The organism is Oceanisphaera submarina (genome assembly GCF_046521305.1).
Classification (GTDB): Bacteria; Pseudomonadota; Gammaproteobacteria; order Enterobacterales; family Aeromonadaceae; genus Oceanimonas; species Oceanimonas submarina.
The window spans coordinates 157,727-174,974 of sequence record NZ_JBKGFN010000003.1 but is presented as its reverse complement, the minus strand read 5'-3'; the positions used below and the strand labels follow the sequence as shown (position 1 = coordinate 174,974).

Below are 17,248 nucleotides of genomic sequence, written 5' to 3'. Positions count from 1 at the left end.
CGCCGACAAGAACGTAAAAAGGGTCCCTGGCGGACCCTTTTTTGTCGGCTGAACCTACGATCTACAGCGGCGCCAGCTGCTCCACCATCAGTTGCAGTTGTCGCTTGCCCCGCCACTCATTCACATCCAGCTTGTAGGCCAGTTGCACCTGTTTGATGGCGGCGTTGGGCCAGACACTCAAGTCCACATTGAAGGCGATGGCATCGATGACGGTGCGGCCCTCATCCGGGCTCAGCACCAGCTTGAGATGCTTTTCGCCCACCAGCCGCTGCTGCACGATGCGGAATTCACCGTCGAACAAGGGCTCGGGAAAGGCCTGGCCCCAGGGCCCGGCAAAACGCAGCTGCTCGGCCAGATCCAGGGTCAGTTCGCTCACCGCCAGTTCGCCGTCACTCAATATCTCGCCGGCCAGCAGCTCGGGGCTGACCCACTCGTCCACTACCTGCTCGAACGCCGCCTTGAACGGCACCAGTGCCGCCTTAGTCAGCGACAGTCCCGCCGCCATGGCGTGGCCGCCGAATTTGGTGATAAGTCCCGGATGCCGGCTGTTGATGGCTTCCAGCAAATCCCGCAGGTGCACGCCGGGAATGGAGCGGCCCGAGCCCTTCAGCTCGTCGTCGCCCGCCTCGGCGAAGGCAATCACCGGCCGAAAATAGCGTTCCTTGATACGCGAAGCCACCAGCCCCACCACGCCCTGATGCCAGTCATCCTGATGCAGCACCAGACCCGAAGGCAATTCGCCGTCGCTGATGCGCACCTTGGTCAGGCTGGCCAGCGCTTCGTGCTGCATGCCGGCCTCTATGGCCTTACGCTCCCGATTGAGCTCGTCCATCATGGCCGCCAGCTTGCGCGCCTCGTCCAGGTTTTCGCTGAGCAGACAGGCCACGCCCATCGACATGTCGTCGAGTCGCCCCACCGCATTGAGCCGGGGCCCCAGGGCGAAGCCGAGATCCGTGGCCACCAGCCGCTGCTGATTGCGCCCAGAAATATCGATTAACGCCTGAATGCCGGGCCGCAGCCGACCCGCCCGCATCCGCTGCAAGCCCTGATACACCAGCACCCGGTTGTTTTCGTCCAGCGCCACCACATCCGCCACCGTGCCCAGCGCCACCAGATCCAGGTACTCGCCCATGTTGGGTGCCGTGATGCCCAGCTTGCCGAACCAGCCATGCTCGGTCAGCGCGGCCCGCAACGCCAGCAGCAGATAAAAGGCCACGCCCACCCCGGCCAGGTTCTTGGAGGGGAAGTCACAACCGTGCTGATTGGGGTTGACGATGGCATCCGCCTCCGGGATCTCTTCGCCCGGCAGGTGGTGATCGGTGACGATCACCTGCATGCCCGCCGCCCTGGCCGCCGCCACCCCGGCGATGCTGGAAATGCCGTTATCGACGGTGATCAGCAGCTCGGCTCCCAGTGAAATGGCTTCTTCCACCACTTGCGGGCTGAGGCCATAGCCATAGTCGAAGCGGTTGGGCACCAGATAAGCGACCTTCTGTGCCCCCATGGCGCGCAGGCCGTGCACCATCAGCGCCGAGCTGGTGGCACCATCGCAATCGAAGTCGCCCACTATCAAGATGTTGCGCTGCCCGGCCAGGGCCTGTTCCAGCAACACCACCGCCTCGGCCATGCCCTTGAAGCCGGGCTTGAGCAGGGCACCGGCTTGCAGATTGAGCTGTTCGGGCCGCACCAGACCACGGCTGGCATAGAGCCGCTGCAGTATGGGTGCCAGGTCGGCCGGCAATTGATGAGGAACGGTTTCACGTCGTCGAATGGGCAGTCGCGAGCGGGCAGAATCGGTGGCGGTGTTGATGGCAGACATAGATGCACTGGTTTTTTAAACAGGTCGCCAACACTAACCGCGCCGGGGTGGATTTGCAATCGCCGGCGGGATGGTGTTCGACGGCCAAAGGAATCTACTCCGCCGACTCGCCAGTTGTCTCCGCCTTCAGGCAACTCGGTGCTCAAGAAGAGGCAAACCTGTTGTCTCTTTCCCCCAGCAGCACAGCCGAACTAGCCCCGTGGGTGATGCTCTTCGTGCAGGGCGTTGAGTCGGTGGGTAGCGACGTGGGTGTAAATTTGGGTGGTAGACAGGTCCGAGTGGCCCAGCAGCAGTTGTACCACCCGCAGATCGGCGCCGTGGTTGAGCAGATGGGTCGCGAAGGCGTGGCGCAGAGTGTGGGGCGACAGCTCTATGCCGATGCAGGCACGCTGAGCATAAAGCTTGATGCGGTGCCAGAAGGTCTGGCGAGTCATCTGCCGGCTCCGACGGGAAGGAAACACCACGTCGGACGATTGCTCGCCCAGCAAGATCGCCCGCCCCTCTTTCAGATATCGGGTCAGCCAATACAGCGCTTCTTCCCCCATCGGCACCAGCCGCTCCTTGTTGCCCTTGCCCGTAACCCGCACCAGGCCCTGGCGTAGACTGACACTTTCCATCGACAGGCTGACCAGTTCGGTCACCCGCAATCCGGTGGCATACAACAGCTCCAGCATCGCCTTGTCGCGCAACTCCAGCGGGTCTTCCACCTGAGGCGCCTGCAACAGGCTGGACACCTGCTGTTCACTCAGATCCTTGGGTAGTCGCTTCGGCAACTTGGGTCCGGCAATCAGGATGCTGGGGTCATCTGCTCGCAATTGCTCCCGATGCAGGTACTGAAAAAAGCGGCGCAGCACGCTCAGCATGCGGGCGGTACTGCTGGCCTTGAAGCCCAGATCCAGCCGATGGGCCAGATACTGCTGCAACCTCAGGCCATCTACCGCCAGCAGACTGCAGCCTTCTCCGTCCAGCCAGCCGGCAAAGTGCGACAGATCGCTGCGGTAAGAGGCCAGGGTGTTATCCGCCAGGCCTTTTTCCAGCCAGAGGGCATCCACAAATTGTTCTACCAGGGGGTAACTCATCGGTACTCCGGACTCTGCCCTGTGCGCGGGCTTCTGTTATGATGGCACCATTGTCTGAAGAGATAACGGAACCCCATGAATATCGGTTTATTTTACGGCTCAACCACCTGCTATACCGAAATGGCGGCCGAAAAGATTGGCGCCCAGCTCGGAGCCGATCTGGTCGACCTGCATAATATCAAGGATGTGTCGCTCAAGCGCGCCGAAGACTATCCCATACTGATCTTCGGCATTTCCACCTGGGACTTTGGCGAACTGCAGGAAGACTGGGAATCCCACTGGGACCAAATAGACGACCTGAGTCTGGAAGGTCATGTCGTGGCCCTGTTCGGCATGGGCGATCAACTCGGTTATGGCGAATGGTTTCAGGATGCCCTGGGCATGCTGCACGACAAGGTCACCGCCCGTGGCGCCACCATAGTGGGCTACTGGCCCAACAAGGGCTACGAGTTCGAAGCCTCGAAGGCGCTGACCGAAGATGGTGACTATTTCGTTGGCCTTTCGCTCGATGAAGCCAACCAGTACGACGACACCGACAACCGTATCCAGACCTGGGTGGAGCAGATACTGGAAGAAATGGCCAGCCTGTAACCCCCACGGTTTACCGGCCGGGGACTCCCCGGGGCATAAATATGTTCAGAACGCCTTTCGCCTCGGGGCCCTTAATTTTTTTGCCGAGTACATGGCGTCATCCGCATGGCGCAACAGTTGTTCCTCATCACTTCCATGAAGGGGAAAAAGCGCAATGCCGATACTCGGCAGAATATGCACCTGGCGCCCCGCCAGGTCAAAGGGGCTGGCGAACGCATGACGGATCTTTTCTGCCACCAGCGCGGCTTGCTCTGGCTGTTCAATGGTCTCCAGTAATACCACAAATTCATCGCCACCCAGCCTCGCCAGCGTATCGCACTTGCGCATACACAACTCAAGCCGCCGGGCCACTTTTTCCAACAGAAGATCGCCAATCATATGGCCGAAGGTGTCGTTGACCGCCTTGAACTTGTCCAGATCCAGGTAGAGCAGGGCCAGCTGTCCCTGATGACGTCGTGCCTTGGCCAATGCCAGTTGCATGCGGTCATGGAACAACGCCCGATTGGGCAAGCCGGTAAGCTGATCATGCAGGGCAATATGCTGCAGACGATCCATCATTTGTTTTCGTTCGATGGCATCGGCAACTTGCCTGGATACAAACTGCAGCAGTTCCCGATCCCTTTCCGTATAACGGGCATGCTCGGCGCAGCTCTGCACAATCAAGGCGCCGATGGTGCCATTGCGAGACCGAAGCGGAACACCCAACGAACTTTTCAAATAGTGTCCACAGAGAGAACAGGCTACCGAGGCTTCGGCGCTCCCCGGTTCATCTTCCGAGGTCAGCAGCAACGTCTGGCCATCACGAATGACCCGGTTGCAGAGTGTGTCCGAGTCGATCTGTTGTGGAGCTGGCAAGGGAGCGGACTCATCAACATGATAGGGAAAGCTCACCTCGCCGCTCACTTCATCATAAAGCGCAATGTAAAAATGCGTCGTCGGCAGCAAGGTCCCTATGATCCTGTGAATCCGCTGGAACAGGGTGCCCAGATCATCCACCTCATGAACTGCTTCGGAGATGGCGTACAGTGCCGCTTGCATCTGCTCCGCCCGTTTGCTGAGGGTGATGTCCCTGGCCACCGCAATTCGTACCTGGTCAGCTTCCGACCAGCGGGCCGACCACATGATGTTGACTACCTGGCCATCTTTGCGCACATAGCGGTTCTCAAAGTGGGGCCGGGGTTCGCCGGAAATGATCTCGGCGGCGGCCTGCAGGGTACATTCTCTGTCTTCGGGAAAGACCAACTCGATCATGGACCTGCCAACCATTTCTTCCGGGGTATAACCAAATATACGCTCGCAAGCAGCACTCACGTAGACAAAGCGCCCTTCTTTATCCACCACACAAATGACATCAAGCAGGAGATCCATATACTTGCTCGTCGAGGCGAAGGTGTTTGCTTTCATGTTACATCCCTGATGATGGTGCAATAAGTCAGCCCCTCTGAGCCGATGCCGCGGCCGCTTGGCGCCGTCCCGATGAACCTAATTCTAACCTACCGCCCCTATTTCAAACATTGAGTAACCGATTTTATGAGTCAGCCTCTTGGCCCTATGCCAGAAAACAATAAATGACAGGCATTAAAAAGGGCGGCCTGCGCCGCCCTGGGGATGATACCGGAGTAAAGTCCAGTTTACGCTACCGCTGCCTGCCTGCTCTTGCCAACCGCCAGTCCAATCACGGCGGCGGCAAGAGTCGGCAACACCCAGGCCATACCGATATCGAACATCGGCAGTAAGGTGAAGGCGCTCATGTTCAGACCCGCCGCCTGCATGCCGTCAATAAGGCCGAAGGCAAAGGCCACGACCATGATCAAGCGGAAGGCGAACACGGGAGCACGCATCAACGGGGTCAGATAGGTTGCCATCACCAGTGCCACCGCCACCGGATAACAGGCCACCAGTACCGGAATGGACACCGAAATCAGGGTATTCAGGCCCACGTTGGCCACCAGCATACAGGCCAGAGCGTTGATGACAACCCAGCCGCGATAACTGCCCTTGCCGGTCAGGCGATGGAAGTAATCGGCACAGGACGACACCAGCCCCACGGCCGTGGTGATACAGGCCAGTGAGACGATGGCCGCCAGAATCCACAGGCCCGGAGCACCGAACAGCGACAACACATAGGCGCTGATGATCTCGCCGCCGTTGCTGGCCGACTCCACCACACCCAGACTGGTACCACCCAGAATAAACAGGGATACATAAACGAAGCCCAGACCGGCGGCGGCAATCAGCGCCGCTATCATCAGATAGCGGGACTGGGCACGGGTCTCGGTCACGCCCTTCTGGCGCAACACGTCCAGGATCAGCATGCCGAACATCAAGGCGGCGAAGGTATCCATGGTGTTATAGCCTTCGATAAAGCCTTTCACGAAGGGCTGGGTCAGATAGGCGTCGGCCACTTCTGGCTGGGTGCCCTGGGGGCTGACGAACACCGCCACCGCCAGTGCCACCAGCAGCAGCAGCAGAATGGGGGTCAGCACCTTGCCTACCGCATCCAGCAGTCGTCCCTGATTGAGCGACAGCAGCAGCACCAGGCCGAAGAAAGCTATGGTATAGAAGGTCAGTGTGGTCTGACCGGGATCATTCAGAAACGGCTTCAGGCCCATCTCGTAGGCCACCAGGCCGGTACGGGGTGCCGCGAAGGCCGGGCCTATGATGATGAAGATGGCGGTCGCCATCACGGTGATGACCGTGGCCGGCAGATAACGGCCCATGGTCGGCAGACCACCACCGGCCAGGGCGGCGGCAATCAGGGTCACCAGCGGCAGGCCGACGGCGGTGATCAAGAAGCCGAACATGGCACTGTTCAGGTTTTCACCGGCCAGAAAACCGGCCAGGGGCGGGAATATGATATTCCCGGCGCCCAGGAAGAAGGCGAAGGTCATAAACCCCAGGCCCATCACATCAAAAGTGGATAAGGATCTGTTCACTGCAAACCTCATTGCGGCTGCCCGCATAATGAAAGTTTCGTTTGGAAACTAACGACATTAACGATACGGCCTGCCATCAGAAATATACGGTAAAAATACTGAAATCTGACGGCCGCCGAGCATGCCGGTAGCATAATGATGTGAAAAACAGATTCAAGGCGAAATTTACATCTTCAAATAGAAGGGAGCCACCAATCCTACATATGTATCGCCATAACCACCATATCCAGTATTAATGATGATAACACCGGCAGATGTGCAGCATTTAACTCTAACAAAGCACAATAAAAAACGAGCCGCCGGCTTGCCTTCTTTAGTGATAACGTCTTGCTTTTCCGCCAAATAGAAGCCATTTGAGGCGGCCTGCTCCATGGCTTCCGCCAACGCCTGCACCGGTAACACCAGCGCCACACTCCCTTCATCGGTTAACAGGCGTTTGCCGTGGCGGAACAACTCGGCCAGCGTCAGGCTGCCGGTGTGACGCGCATCGGCCCGGGCGGCGCTACTGAGCCGCTGGCCGTGCCCGAAATACGGCGGATTGGACACCATCAGATCGAACACCGGCGCCGAGTACTGCTGCAAAGCCCCCTGCTCGATACCGACTTTTTGCGGCCAGGGCGATGCCGCCACGTTTTCTGCGGCCTGCCCGGCGGCGGTTTCGTCCAGCTCCAACCCGACAACTTTTACGTCGGGATCGCTGCGCTGAGCCAGCATCAGCGCCACCAGGCCCGAGCCGGTGCCGACGTCCAGAATGCGGCGGGCAGAGCCTATCGGTGCCCAGGCGCCGAGCAGAATGCCGTCTGTGCCCACCTTCATGGCACAACGGTCGTGATTGATGTGAAACTGCTTGAAAGTAAAACCGCGGCTACCCATGCTGATCCTGTCAGGTTTTTTTGTCCGAGTTCCCCTATAATACCCGCCTTTTACAGGCTGACGAGACCGATCATGAGCAGTATGACCTTCGAGCAACTGGAACTGGATCCCATCCTGGTCCGCGCCCTGGCTGGCATGGGCTATGCCAAACCGACCACCATTCAGAGCCAGGTCATCCCCGAAGCCATGAGCGGACGGGACATAATGGCATCCGCCCCCACCGGCACCGGCAAGACGGCGGCGTTTCTGCTGCCGGTTTGTCAGCACCTGCTGGACTTTCCTCGTCGCCAGGCCGGCCCTGCCCGTATCCTGATCCTGACGCCAACGCGCGAGCTGGCCATACAGATCGCCAACGATGCCAAAAAAATATTGAAAGACACCGCCCTCCGTGTGGAAGTGATCACCGGCGGAGTCCATGAAAGCCAGCACCTGCCCGCCCTGACCAAGACCACCGACATAGTGGTCGCTACCCCGGGTCGGTTGCTGCAATACATGGATGAAGAGTCTTTCGACAGCCGCGATATCGAAATGCTGGTGCTGGATGAAGCAGACCGCATGCTGGACATGGGCTTTATCAAGGATGTGGATCGCATCGCCGCCGAAGCCCGCTGGCGCCGGCAGACCATGCTGTTTTCCGCTACCCTGGAAGGCCGAGGCCTGGTGAAGTTTGCCGCCGATCTGCTGAAGGATCCGGTTGAAATTACCGCCGCGCCTCCTCGCAGCGAACGCAAGAAAATCAACCAGTGGGTGCACCTGGCGGATAATCCCGAGCACAAGTTTGCCCTGCTGACCCACCTGCTGCGTCAGCCCGACGTCACTCGCAGCATCATCTTCGTCAAGACCCGGGATCGCCTGATGGAGCTGGCCAGCCGCCTGCAGCAGGAAGGGCTGCACAATGCCTGGCTGCGCGGTGAAATGGAGCAGGAAAAACGCATCGAGGCACTCGGTCGCTTTCGTATCGGTAGGGTCAATATTCTGGTGGCCACCGACGTGGCATCCCGCGGTATCGATTTACCCGAGGTGAGCCATGTGATCAACTACGACATGCCGCGTACCGCAGACGTCTATGTCCATCGCATCGGTCGTACCGGCCGCGCCGGTCAGAAGGGTACCGCCATCAGCCTGGTAGAAGCCCACGACATGCCCCTGCTGGTTCGGGTAGAAAAATATACCGAAGAAGTGCTCAAGCGCCGGGTCATCGACGAACTGCGCCCCAGACATAAAGAAGCCAGGGTGGCTTCACGCAAGAAGAAAGACGGCGACAGCAAAGGCAAGAAGGCCAAAGCCCTGCAGCCCAAGAAGAAAGAAAAGGTGCGCCTGCGTGATACCAAGGCCAAGGGCAAGCCGAAATGGGCCGGTGCCAAGCCGGACGCCACCAGAAAACCCGAGGGGACCAAGAAAGCCGCCGGCAAGAAGGTTGAGGGCAACAAGGACGCAGAATAAGGCTGACGGCTGGCGGCGCATCGGCCTGATAATGCTCGACTATGCTTAGAGAAAAACGGAGGCATGCTCATGTTGAAGCATTATTCGGGCACGGAACGGCGACAGGCACACCGACGGCAGATCCTGGACCGACGGGATCTGATCCGATGGGAGCCGGATCAACATGAGCGCCGCCAACTGCGCGGGCGCCGCACCGCCGACAACGCCAAAACCCTGTGGGACCAGTAAAGCGCCGTCAGTAAAGCCGGCCATAAAAAAACCGGCCCATCGGAACCGGTCAAAAAATGAAGAAGAGAGAGAATTCAAATTCAGTAAGCACACCTATTCAGAGAGCGGCCGGACCGAAAGGTTCCGGCTTTTTTTGTTTTTATTGCTGAAGGCTCTTTGTTATGCCAATTTGAATCAACATCTGCTCATTATCAAACCCGGGCTCAGAGCAGCACAGCCGCCCCACGGCACGCCATGGGCTAAGGCCATCTGCGTTTGGCGATGGCTGAAACAGCGAGTGTCATGCCACACCGCGAGCCGGCCCTTTGCCCTATGCATACCGAGCCGTAAAGCAGAGCGAGTGCTTAGTGAGGTAGGTATCAAAACCGGCCCATAAAAAAACCGGCCCATCGGGACCGGTCAAAAAATGAAGAAGAGAGAGGATTCAAATTCAGTAAGCACACCTATTCAGAGGGCGGCCGGACCGAAAGGTTCCGACTTTCTGCTATTTTTCTTGCTGAGGGCCCTTTTTTCCTGCTGAAGGCTCTTTTATTGTTCTTCCCGCTTGAACACCAGCTCGGTGGCCGTCGACTCCGCTTCCACAAAGTAGTAACCGGCGGTATCGAAGGCAGTCAGCTGACTCACCTCGGTCAGGCGCTGCTCTATGATGTAGCGCGCCATCATGCCCCTCGCCTTCTTGGCATAGAAGCTGATTATCTTGTACTGGCCCTTCTTGCAGTCCTTGAATACCGGCGTGATGATTTGGCCGTCCAGCTTTCTCGGCTTCACCGACTTGAAGTATTCGTTGGAGGCCAGGTTGATCAGCACGTTGTCACCCTGCGCCGCCAGCGCCTCATTGAGCTTGTCGGTGATGATGTCGCCCCAGAACTGGTACAGATCCTTGCCCCGATCGTTGTCCAGTTTGGTCCCCATTTCCAGTCGATAGGCCTGCATCAGATCCAGGGGACGCAACAGCCCGTAAAGGCCGGAGAGCATACGCAGGTGCAACTGGGCGAAGGCGAAATCCTCCGGGGCCAGGCTCTCGGCGTCCAGCCCGGTATAGACATCGCCCTTGAATGCCAGCAACGCCTGCTTGGCATTGGCCGGGGTAAAATCCGGCTGCCAGTCGGCAAAACGGGCGGCATTGAGCCCGGACAGCTTGTCGCTGATCCCCATCAGCCTGCCAATCTCGGCCGGCGTTAGCTGGCGCGCGCGCTCGATAAGCTCGGCCGAGTGATCCAGCAGCTCGGGCCGGGTAAAATCGGCAATCACAGGTGGCGTGTCAAAATCGAGGGTCTTGGCGGGGGAAACCACTATTAGCATGAAGGGCCTCTAAATAGCTGTCACAAACGGCCCCATCACGGCATGGGGTCGTGATGGGGCCGTAAAAATATGGGTTAATCGGACTCTATGGTCACGTTGTCGAGCAGGCCGGCATCCATGCCACCGCCGCCCTGCAGCTTGATCATCAGGCGCAGATCGTTGGGCGAGTCGGCATAGGCCAGCGCTTCGCTGTAGCCTATATGGTTCTGGCTATAAAGATCAAACAGTGCCTGATCGAAGGTCTGCATGCCCTGTTCGCGAGACTTGCTCATCACCTCTTTCAACTTATGCATGTCCCCCTTGCGGATAAGATCCGATATCAAGGGGGTATTGAGCAGGATCTCGAAGGCGCCGCGACGCTGCCGGCCATCCTGGGTCGGGATCAACTGCTGGGCCACTATCGCCTTGAGGTTGAACGACAGATCAAACTGCAACTGGCGATGTTTGCTTTCCGGCACCAGATGCATGATCCTGTCCAGCGCCTGGTTGGCGTTGTTGGCATGCAGGGTAGCCATGCACAGGTGGCCGGTTTCGGCGAAAGACAGCGCATAGCCCATGGTTTCTTCCGAGCGAATTTCACCAATCAAAATCACGTTCGGAGCCTGACGCAGGGAGCTTTTCAGGGCCGCATCGAAAGACTCGGTATCGGTGCCCACCTCTCGCTGGGTGATGATGGATCTGTCATGCTGATGAACATACTCCACCGGATCCTCTATGGTGAGGATGTGGCCGTCCGAATGACGGTTACGGTGGCCTATCATCGCCGCCAGCGAGGTCGATTTGCCGGAACCGGTGCCGCCCACGAACAATACCAGCCCCCGCTTGGCCATGGCCACTTCCTGCAAGATCTCGGGCAGGTACAGCTCATCGAAGGTAGGGATCCGGCTTTCGATACGCCGAATCACCATGCCCGCATGCTCCTGCTGCCAGAAGGCGCTGACCCGAAAACGGCCCAGCTGTTCGTCGCTGATGGCAAAGTTGGCCTCTTTCTGGCGATGAAAGCGCTCGCGCCAGTCATCGTTCATGCAGGATTCCACCAGCGCCAGCGCCGTTTCCGGGGTCAGTGCCGTGTCGGTCACCCGCTCCAGACGCCCCTGGCTTTTTATCGTCGGCGGTACGCCGACGGAGATATACATATCCGAGGCCTGCTTGTCCTGCATGGCCTGCAGTAAGGGCGTTAGCGTCATATAACCTCCAGCTATCAAATGCTTTGCGGATCCACCGCCTTGGTACGGGCTTCTACCGGGGCCACCATGCCGCTGCTGACTAGCAGCTTCAGACACTGATCCATGGTTTGCATGCCGTGGGCCATGCCGGTCTGGATCACCGAATACATCTGCGCCACCTTATCTTCCCGGATCAGGTTGCGGATCGCCGTGGTGCCCAGCATGATCTCGTGGGCGGCGATTCGACCGCCATTTTCCTTCTTCAGCAAGGTCTGGGAGATCACCGCCCGCAGCGATTCGGAAAGCATGGATCGTACCATGTCTTTCTCGGCCCCCGGAAAAACATCGACGATACGGTCTATGGTCTTCGCCGCCGACGAGGTATGCAGGGTGCCAAATACCAGGTGGCCGGTTTCGGCCGCGGTCAGCGCCAGCCGAATGGTTTCCAGATCCCTGAGCTCTCCCACCAGGATAATATCCGGATCCTCCCGCAGGGCCGAACGCAAGGCGTTACTGAACGAATGGGTGTCTCTGTGCACTTCCCGCTGGTTGACCAGGCATTTCTTGTTGCTGTGCACGAATTCGATAGGATCTTCGATGGTGAGGATATGCTTGTTGTAGTTCTCATTGATATGGTCGACCATCGCCGCCAGAGTGGTGGATTTACCGGAACCGGTCGGCCCGGTCACCAGCACCAAACCACGGGGATATTCGGCGATGCGACGGAAAATATCCGGCCCGCCCAGTTGATCCAGACTCCAGACCTCGCTGGGGATCACCCGGAAGACCGCCGCCGCGCCCCGGGCCTGATGATAGGCATTGACCCGGAAGCGGGCCAGACCCGGCAATTCGAAGGAAAAATCGGCTTCCAGGTTTTCTTCCAGCTCCTTGCGTTGACGATCGTTCATGATGTCATACACCAGCCGTTGCACTTCCTTGTGATCCATCTCCGGCAAATTGATCTTGCGCACTTCGCCATCGACCCGTATCTGCGGCGAAACCCCGGCTGACAGGTGCAGATCCGATGCATTATGCTTTACACTAAACGCCAATAATTCCGTAATATCCATACCCTCTCCCCGTCGCTCTCGGTTTATTACTCATATGAATACTATCGTACAGCACCTGCACACAGTTCACGACAGAATCAGCGCCGCTGCCAAAGCCTGTGATCGCCATCCCGATGATGTTCAGCTGCTGGCTGTAAGCAAGACCAAACCCGCCGCCGATGTGCTGTCCGCCTATGCCGCCGGGCAACGCGAGTTCGGTGAAAACTACGTACAGGAAGCCGTCGATAAAATCGCCAGCCTCAAGGCCGAGTGCCCCGATATTCGCTGGCACCTGATAGGCCCGCTACAGTCCAATAAAAGCCGTCAGGTGGCCGAGTCCTTCGACTGGGTGCAAAGTGTGGACCGGCTCAGAATAGCACAGCGGCTCAGCGCCCAGCGGCCGGGCAATATGCGACCGCTCAATATCTGCCTGCAGGTCAATGTCAGCGGAGAAGACAGCAAATCCGGCCTGCTGCCCGGGCAGGTGGAAGAACTGGCCCGACAAATCAGTTCGTTACCCGGATTATGTCTGCGCGGCCTGATGGCAATACCGGAGGCCACCGACAATTCCGACCGACTGCGGACGCAATTACTAGAGTTGAAGCAACTCTTTGATAGAATGGCGGAAAAATATCCTCAGATGGACACACTATCGATGGGGATGAGTAAGGATCTCGAACTCGCAGTGGCCTGTGGCAGCACCCTGGTAAGGGTTGGCACGGCTATATTTGGCTCTCGCAACCCTTGAGTGATCATTGATGGAACACAGAAAACTCGTCTTTATCGGCGCGGGCAACATGTCTCGCAGCCTGATTTCCGGCCTGATCCAGTCCGGCTACCCGGCCGACGCCATCATGGCCGCCAACCCGTCTCGCCCCAAGCTGGATGCGCTGGCGACCGATTTCGGTATTCACACCACCCAGGATAATGCCGAGGCCGCCAACTGGGCCGAGGCGGTGGTACTGGCGGTCAAACCGCAGATGATGGCCAGCATGCTGGAAGCGCTGCTGCAGTCAACCGGCGGGCTCGACGGCAAGTTGCTGATTTCCATTGCCGCCGGCATCAGTGTGACCCGCCTCGGGCAGATGACCGGCCAGAACCGCATAATACGCACCATGCCCAACACCCCCTCCTTGCTGGGGCTCGGCATGACGGGTCTCTATGCCAGAGACCATGTCGAACAGGCGGATCGGGATTACTGCGAACAGATGATGCAGGCGGTAGGCAAGACCCTGTGGGTGGCACAGGAAGACGGCATCAACCAGGTCATCGCCGCCGCCGGCAGTGCACCCGCCTATTTTTTCCTGTTCATGGAAGCCATGGCCGCCCAGGCACAGAAATCCGGTTTCAATGAACAGGAAGCCCGCCTGCTGGTGCAGCAAACCGCGCTGGGCGCCGCCAACATGGTCGCCGCCAACCCCGACACCAGTCTGGGGGCGCTTCGTGCCCAGGTCACATCAAAAGGCGGTACCACCGCCGAAGCCATTCGCTGCTTTCAGGAGCAGGGACTGGAACAACTGGTGACCGACGCCATGGACGCCGCAGTGGCGCGGGCGCGGGAACTGGAAACGCAGCTCTAAGGAACAATAATGAATACTGCTTACTACCTGATTAATACCCTTTTCGATCTTTACCTGATGGTGGTGCTGCTGCGTATCTGGCTGCAACTGGCCAGGGCCGACTTCTACAACCCCTTCAGCCAGTTCGTGGTCAAGGCCACTAACCCGGTACTGAAGCCGCTGCGCCGTTTCATCCCCGGTTTTTTCGGTATCGACTTTGCCGCCGTGGTGCTGGCGGTGCTGGTGGCTACGGCGAAACTGATGCTGTTCAAGGCCATGAACGTACTCTACGCCGACTGGAGTACAGTACTGCTGGTGGGGCTGATTACCGTGCTGAAAAAAGCCGGTGTCATGCTGTTCTGGATCCTGATCATCCGCGCGCTGCTGAGCTGGGTCAGCCAGGGGCGCAGCCAGATTGAATACGTGATGTTCCAGCTGACCGAACCCCTGCTGGCGCCGCTGCGTCGTATTATTCCTCCCATGGGGGGCCTGGACCTGTCCATGCTGCTGGCCTTTATCGGCCTGCAGGCCCTCAACTGGCTGATGGGAGATTTGTTTGGTCAGCTGTGGTGGCAACTGTAAATCAGCCGGTCCGGCTGGAGCAGGACCGGCTCTTCCTCAGTCTGTATCTGCAACCCAAGGCCAGCCGGGATCAGTTTCTCGGCCTGCACGGCAACGAACTCAAAATCGCCATTACCGCCCCGCCGGTGGATGGCAAGGCCAATGCCTACCTGCTGAAATGGCTGGCCAAACAATGTCGGGTAGCCAGGTCACGGGTGATCTTGCTCGGCGGTGAAAGCAGCCGCCACAAGAAGCTGGTGGTCGAGTTCCCCCGGGTCATCCCCCCGGCTCTGGCGGAATTCCTGCCCAACTCGGCCTAAACTAAGTAACAAGACTTCAAGAATTAAGGAAGGATTATGTTCAAAATAATATGGGCCACTCTGGTGCTGTTGTTTGCTGCCCACGGCCAGGCCACCGAAACCCGGGTAGGCAACTGGACCGTTCATTACAGCGCCTTGCCATCCACCTTTCTCACTCCCGAGGTGGCACGCAGCTATCAGATAGAACGCAGCCGCTACAACGGCATCCTGAATATTGCAATACACGACAAAGACGGCAAGCCCCAGCAGGTCAATCTCAGCGGCCAGGGCAAGACGCTGATCGGTACCGTGCGCAAGCTGGAATTCCAGACGGTGCGGGAAGGCGACGCCGTCTACTACATCGCCGAGTATCCTTATCGCAACGAAGACAACGTGCTGTTCACCATCGACATTCAAAGCCCCACCCAGGGTGGTGAATTTTCCTTCCGCCATACCTTCTATACCGACTGAGCCATTTTCCTTGTGAGATGTAAGTCGTGAGGGGGTGAAGAGTGCCCCCTCACATCTTTCTGCTGTGGTGTTATCATGCACGGTCAGACGCCTGACAGGAGCTTAAGGTGAGCAAGCAGATAGTACTGGCCTCCGGCAATGCCAAAAAAGTTGCCGAACTGCAAAGTCTGCTCGGTGAGCTGGGCATGACGGTGATCCCCCAGACCGAACTGGCCGTGAACGACGCCGATGAAACCGGCACCACCTTCGTCGAAAACGCCATTATCAAGGCTCGCCATGCGGCGGCCGTGACCGGACTGCCGGCCATCGCCGATGACTCCGGGCTGGCGGTGGATGCACTCGACGGACGTCCCGGCGTTTATTCCGCCCGCTTTGCCGGAGTGGGAGCCAGCGACCGGCAGAACCTGGAGCTGCTGCTGTCCGAACTGAACGGCGTGCCGGCCGAACAGCGCAACGCCACCTTCTGGTGTGTGCTGGTTTATATGCGCCATGCGCACGATCCCACTCCGCTGATCTGCTGCGGCTCCTGGCAGGGCAGCATCACCGAGCAGCCCCAGGGTGAGCAGGGCTTCGGCTACGACCCCGTCTTCTTCGTATCCGAAGCCGGTAAAACCGCCGCCGAACTCGGCGCCGCCGAGAAAAACCGCCTCAGTCACCGCGGCCAGGCCTTGCGCCAGCTGCTGATCCTGCTGCAGGAGCAACAAGTCTGATGCTGCACTTACCGCCGCTCAGCCTCTACATTCATATTCCCTGGTGTGTGCAGAAGTGCCCCTACTGCGACTTCAACTCCCACGCCATGAAAGAAACGATTCCCGAGCAGGCCTATATCACGGCGCTGCTGGATGACCTGCGCCAGGATCTGCATCTGGCCCAGGGGCGTGCACTTCACAGTATCTTTATCGGTGGCGGCACGCCCAGCCTGCTGACACCCGAGGCCATCGGCCGACTGCTGAGCGGCGTCCAACAGCTGATCCCCTTTCGCGACCGGATCGAAATCACTCTGGAAGCTAACCCGGGCACGGTCGAAGCCGGCCGCTTCGCCGGCTTCAAGGCTGCAGGCGTCAACCGAATCTCTATCGGTATTCAGAGTTTTCAGTCCGAACAACTGCGTCGCCTGGGCCGTATCCACGATCCGGAGCAGGCCCGCTTTGCCGCCCGCGAAGCCGCGAGCGTGGGCCTGAACACCTTCAACCTGGACCTGATGCACGGCCTGCCCGAGCAGAGCCTGAGCGATGCCCTGTCGGATCTGGAGCAGGCCATCGCCCTGGCGCCGCCGCATCTGTCCTGGTATCAGCTCACCATAGAGCCCAACACCCCCTTCGCCTCACGCCCGCCGGCGCTGCCGGAAGACGAAGTGCTGGCCGATATTTACGAGCGGGGCCATGAGCTTCTGCTGGCCCACGGCTATCACCAGTACGAGGTGTCTGCCTACGCCAGAGCGGGCCATGAAGCGCAACACAATCTCAACTATTGGCGCTTCGGTGACTATCTGGGTATCGGCTGTGGCGCCCACGGCAAAATCACACTGCCGCTCGAAGGCAAGCTGGTACGCACCGTCAAGGTCAAGCATCCCAAGGGCTATCTGGAGCCGGGCCGCCCCTATCTGGATCAGTACTGGCCCATTGCGGCGCAGGAACTGTCGCTGGAATACTTCATGAATCGATTGCGACTGTTCGAGCCCATCCCTCAGCATGAACTCCAGGCCCTGACCGGGCTGTCTGTCTCACAACTGCAAGCCCCGCTGGCAGAGGCGCGGCGCCTGGATTTGCTGGCGGACGATGGAACACACTGGCAGGTGACGCCCCTGGGTCGACGCTTTCTTAACCGACTGCTCGATTTGTTTATTACCGACTGATGCGGGTAAACTTGCCG

18 protein-coding genes are annotated in these 17,248 nt (G+C 58.8%); 10 read left to right on the top strand and 8 right to left on the bottom strand.

Features of this window, described 5'->3' with window-relative positions; all coding sequences use genetic code 11:
- Positions 1-61: 61 nt before the first annotated feature.
- Both recJ and xerD read right to left on the bottom strand, forming a co-directional pair.
- On the bottom strand, positions 62-1,819 hold the full coding sequence (recJ, locus tag ACLEIV_RS04890; protein ID WP_410455538.1) for a single-stranded-DNA-specific exonuclease RecJ: 1,758 nt from the start codon (positions 1,817-1,819) through the stop codon (positions 62-64).
- A gap of 191 nt (positions 1,820-2,010) precedes the next feature.
- A complete protein-coding gene (gene xerD, locus ACLEIV_RS04885) occupies positions 2,011-2,898 on the bottom strand; it encodes a site-specific tyrosine recombinase XerD (RefSeq protein ID WP_410455537.1) in 888 nt (295 codons plus the stop codon).
- Positions 2,899-2,973: 75 nt separating this feature from the next.
- Between xerD and fldB the strand changes: the two genes are divergently transcribed.
- The gene (fldB, locus tag ACLEIV_RS04880) at positions 2,974-3,489 is read left to right on the top strand and encodes a flavodoxin FldB (protein WP_410455536.1); all 516 of its coding nucleotides are present in this window, start codon (positions 2,974-2,976) and stop codon (positions 3,487-3,489) included.
- Positions 3,490-3,534: 45 nt separating this feature from the next.
- Here the strand turns inward: fldB and ACLEIV_RS04875 are convergent, their stop codons facing one another.
- The 3 genes from ACLEIV_RS04875 to ACLEIV_RS04865 all read right to left on the bottom strand — a co-directional run bounded on the left by ACLEIV_RS04875 (position 3,535) and on the right by ACLEIV_RS04865 (position 7,298).
- A complete protein-coding gene (locus ACLEIV_RS04875) occupies positions 3,535-4,857 on the bottom strand; it encodes a sensor domain-containing protein (RefSeq protein ID WP_410455535.1) in 1,323 nt (440 codons plus the stop codon).
- 263 nt (positions 4,858-5,120) lie between these two features.
- A complete protein-coding gene (gene brnQ / locus ACLEIV_RS04870; protein ID WP_410455534.1) occupies positions 5,121-6,437 on the bottom strand; it encodes a branched-chain amino acid transport system II carrier protein in 1,317 nt (438 codons plus the stop codon).
- Positions 6,438-6,590: 153 nt separating this feature from the next.
- Positions 6,591-7,298 (bottom strand): tRNA1(Val) (adenine(37)-N6)-methyltransferase, encoded by a 708-nt coding sequence (locus tag ACLEIV_RS04865; RefSeq protein WP_410455533.1) that lies wholly within the window; start codon positions 7,296-7,298, stop codon positions 6,591-6,593.
- Positions 7,299-7,370: 72 nt separating this feature from the next.
- On the opposite strand from ACLEIV_RS04865, the gene srmB reads away from it, so the two are divergent.
- Complete coding sequence (srmB, locus tag ACLEIV_RS04860) at positions 7,371-8,741, top strand: ATP-dependent RNA helicase SrmB (protein ID WP_410455532.1); 1,371 nt, start codon at positions 7,371-7,373, stop codon at positions 8,739-8,741.
- A 69-nt stretch (positions 8,742-8,810) separates the two neighbouring features.
- On the top strand, positions 8,811-8,969 hold the full coding sequence (locus ACLEIV_RS04855) for a hypothetical protein (RefSeq protein WP_410455531.1): 159 nt from the start codon (positions 8,811-8,813) through the stop codon (positions 8,967-8,969).
- A gap of 528 nt (positions 8,970-9,497) precedes the next feature.
- Here the strand turns inward: ACLEIV_RS04855 and yaaA are convergent.
- The 3 genes from yaaA to ACLEIV_RS04840 form a co-directional block, all read right to left on the bottom strand.
- Complete coding sequence (gene yaaA / locus ACLEIV_RS04850; RefSeq protein ID WP_410455530.1) at positions 9,498-10,271, bottom strand: peroxide stress protein YaaA; 774 nt, start codon at positions 10,269-10,271, stop codon at positions 9,498-9,500.
- 74 nt (positions 10,272-10,345) lie between these two features.
- The gene (locus ACLEIV_RS04845) at positions 10,346-11,458 is read right to left on the bottom strand and encodes a PilT/PilU family type 4a pilus ATPase (protein WP_410455529.1); all 1,113 of its coding nucleotides are present in this window, start codon (positions 11,456-11,458) and stop codon (positions 10,346-10,348) included.
- 14 nt (positions 11,459-11,472) lie between these two features.
- Positions 11,473-12,507 carry a type IV pilus twitching motility protein PilT gene (locus tag ACLEIV_RS04840; protein ID WP_410455528.1) on the bottom strand — a complete coding sequence of 345 codons (1,035 nt, stop codon included), beginning with the start codon at positions 12,505-12,507 and terminating at the stop codon, positions 11,473-11,475.
- A gap of 34 nt (positions 12,508-12,541) precedes the next feature.
- Between ACLEIV_RS04840 and ACLEIV_RS04835 the strand changes: the two genes are divergently transcribed.
- From ACLEIV_RS04835 to hemW, 7 genes are all read left to right on the top strand, one after another.
- Positions 12,542-13,234, top strand: a complete 693-nt coding sequence (locus ACLEIV_RS04835; protein WP_410455527.1) for a YggS family pyridoxal phosphate-dependent enzyme — start codon at positions 12,542-12,544, stop codon at positions 13,232-13,234.
- A 10-nt stretch (positions 13,235-13,244) separates the two neighbouring features.
- A complete protein-coding gene (gene proC / locus ACLEIV_RS04830; protein ID WP_410455526.1) occupies positions 13,245-14,066 on the top strand; it encodes a pyrroline-5-carboxylate reductase in 822 nt (273 codons plus the stop codon).
- Between the two features lie 9 nt (positions 14,067-14,075).
- The gene (locus ACLEIV_RS04825; RefSeq protein WP_410455525.1) at positions 14,076-14,627 is read left to right on the top strand and encodes a YggT family protein; all 552 of its coding nucleotides are present in this window, start codon (positions 14,076-14,078) and stop codon (positions 14,625-14,627) included.
- Complete coding sequence (locus ACLEIV_RS04820; RefSeq protein ID WP_410455524.1) at positions 14,615-14,926, top strand: DUF167 family protein; 312 nt, start codon at positions 14,615-14,617, stop codon at positions 14,924-14,926. Before ACLEIV_RS04825 ends, ACLEIV_RS04820 begins: the two co-directional genes overlap by 13 nt.
- 36 nt (positions 14,927-14,962) lie before the next feature.
- Positions 14,963-15,376, top strand: a complete 414-nt coding sequence (locus ACLEIV_RS04815) for a DUF4426 domain-containing protein (protein ID WP_410455523.1) — start codon at positions 14,963-14,965, stop codon at positions 15,374-15,376.
- 107 nt (positions 15,377-15,483) lie between these two features.
- The gene (gene rdgB / locus ACLEIV_RS04810) at positions 15,484-16,086 is read left to right on the top strand and encodes an RdgB/HAM1 family non-canonical purine NTP pyrophosphatase (protein WP_410455522.1); all 603 of its coding nucleotides are present in this window, start codon (positions 15,484-15,486) and stop codon (positions 16,084-16,086) included.
- Positions 16,086-17,231 (top strand): radical SAM family heme chaperone HemW, encoded by a 1,146-nt coding sequence (hemW, locus tag ACLEIV_RS04805; protein ID WP_410455521.1) that lies wholly within the window; start codon positions 16,086-16,088, stop codon positions 17,229-17,231. Before rdgB ends, hemW begins: the two co-directional genes overlap by 1 nt.
- The last annotated feature ends 17 nt before the right edge of the window (positions 17,232-17,248 follow it).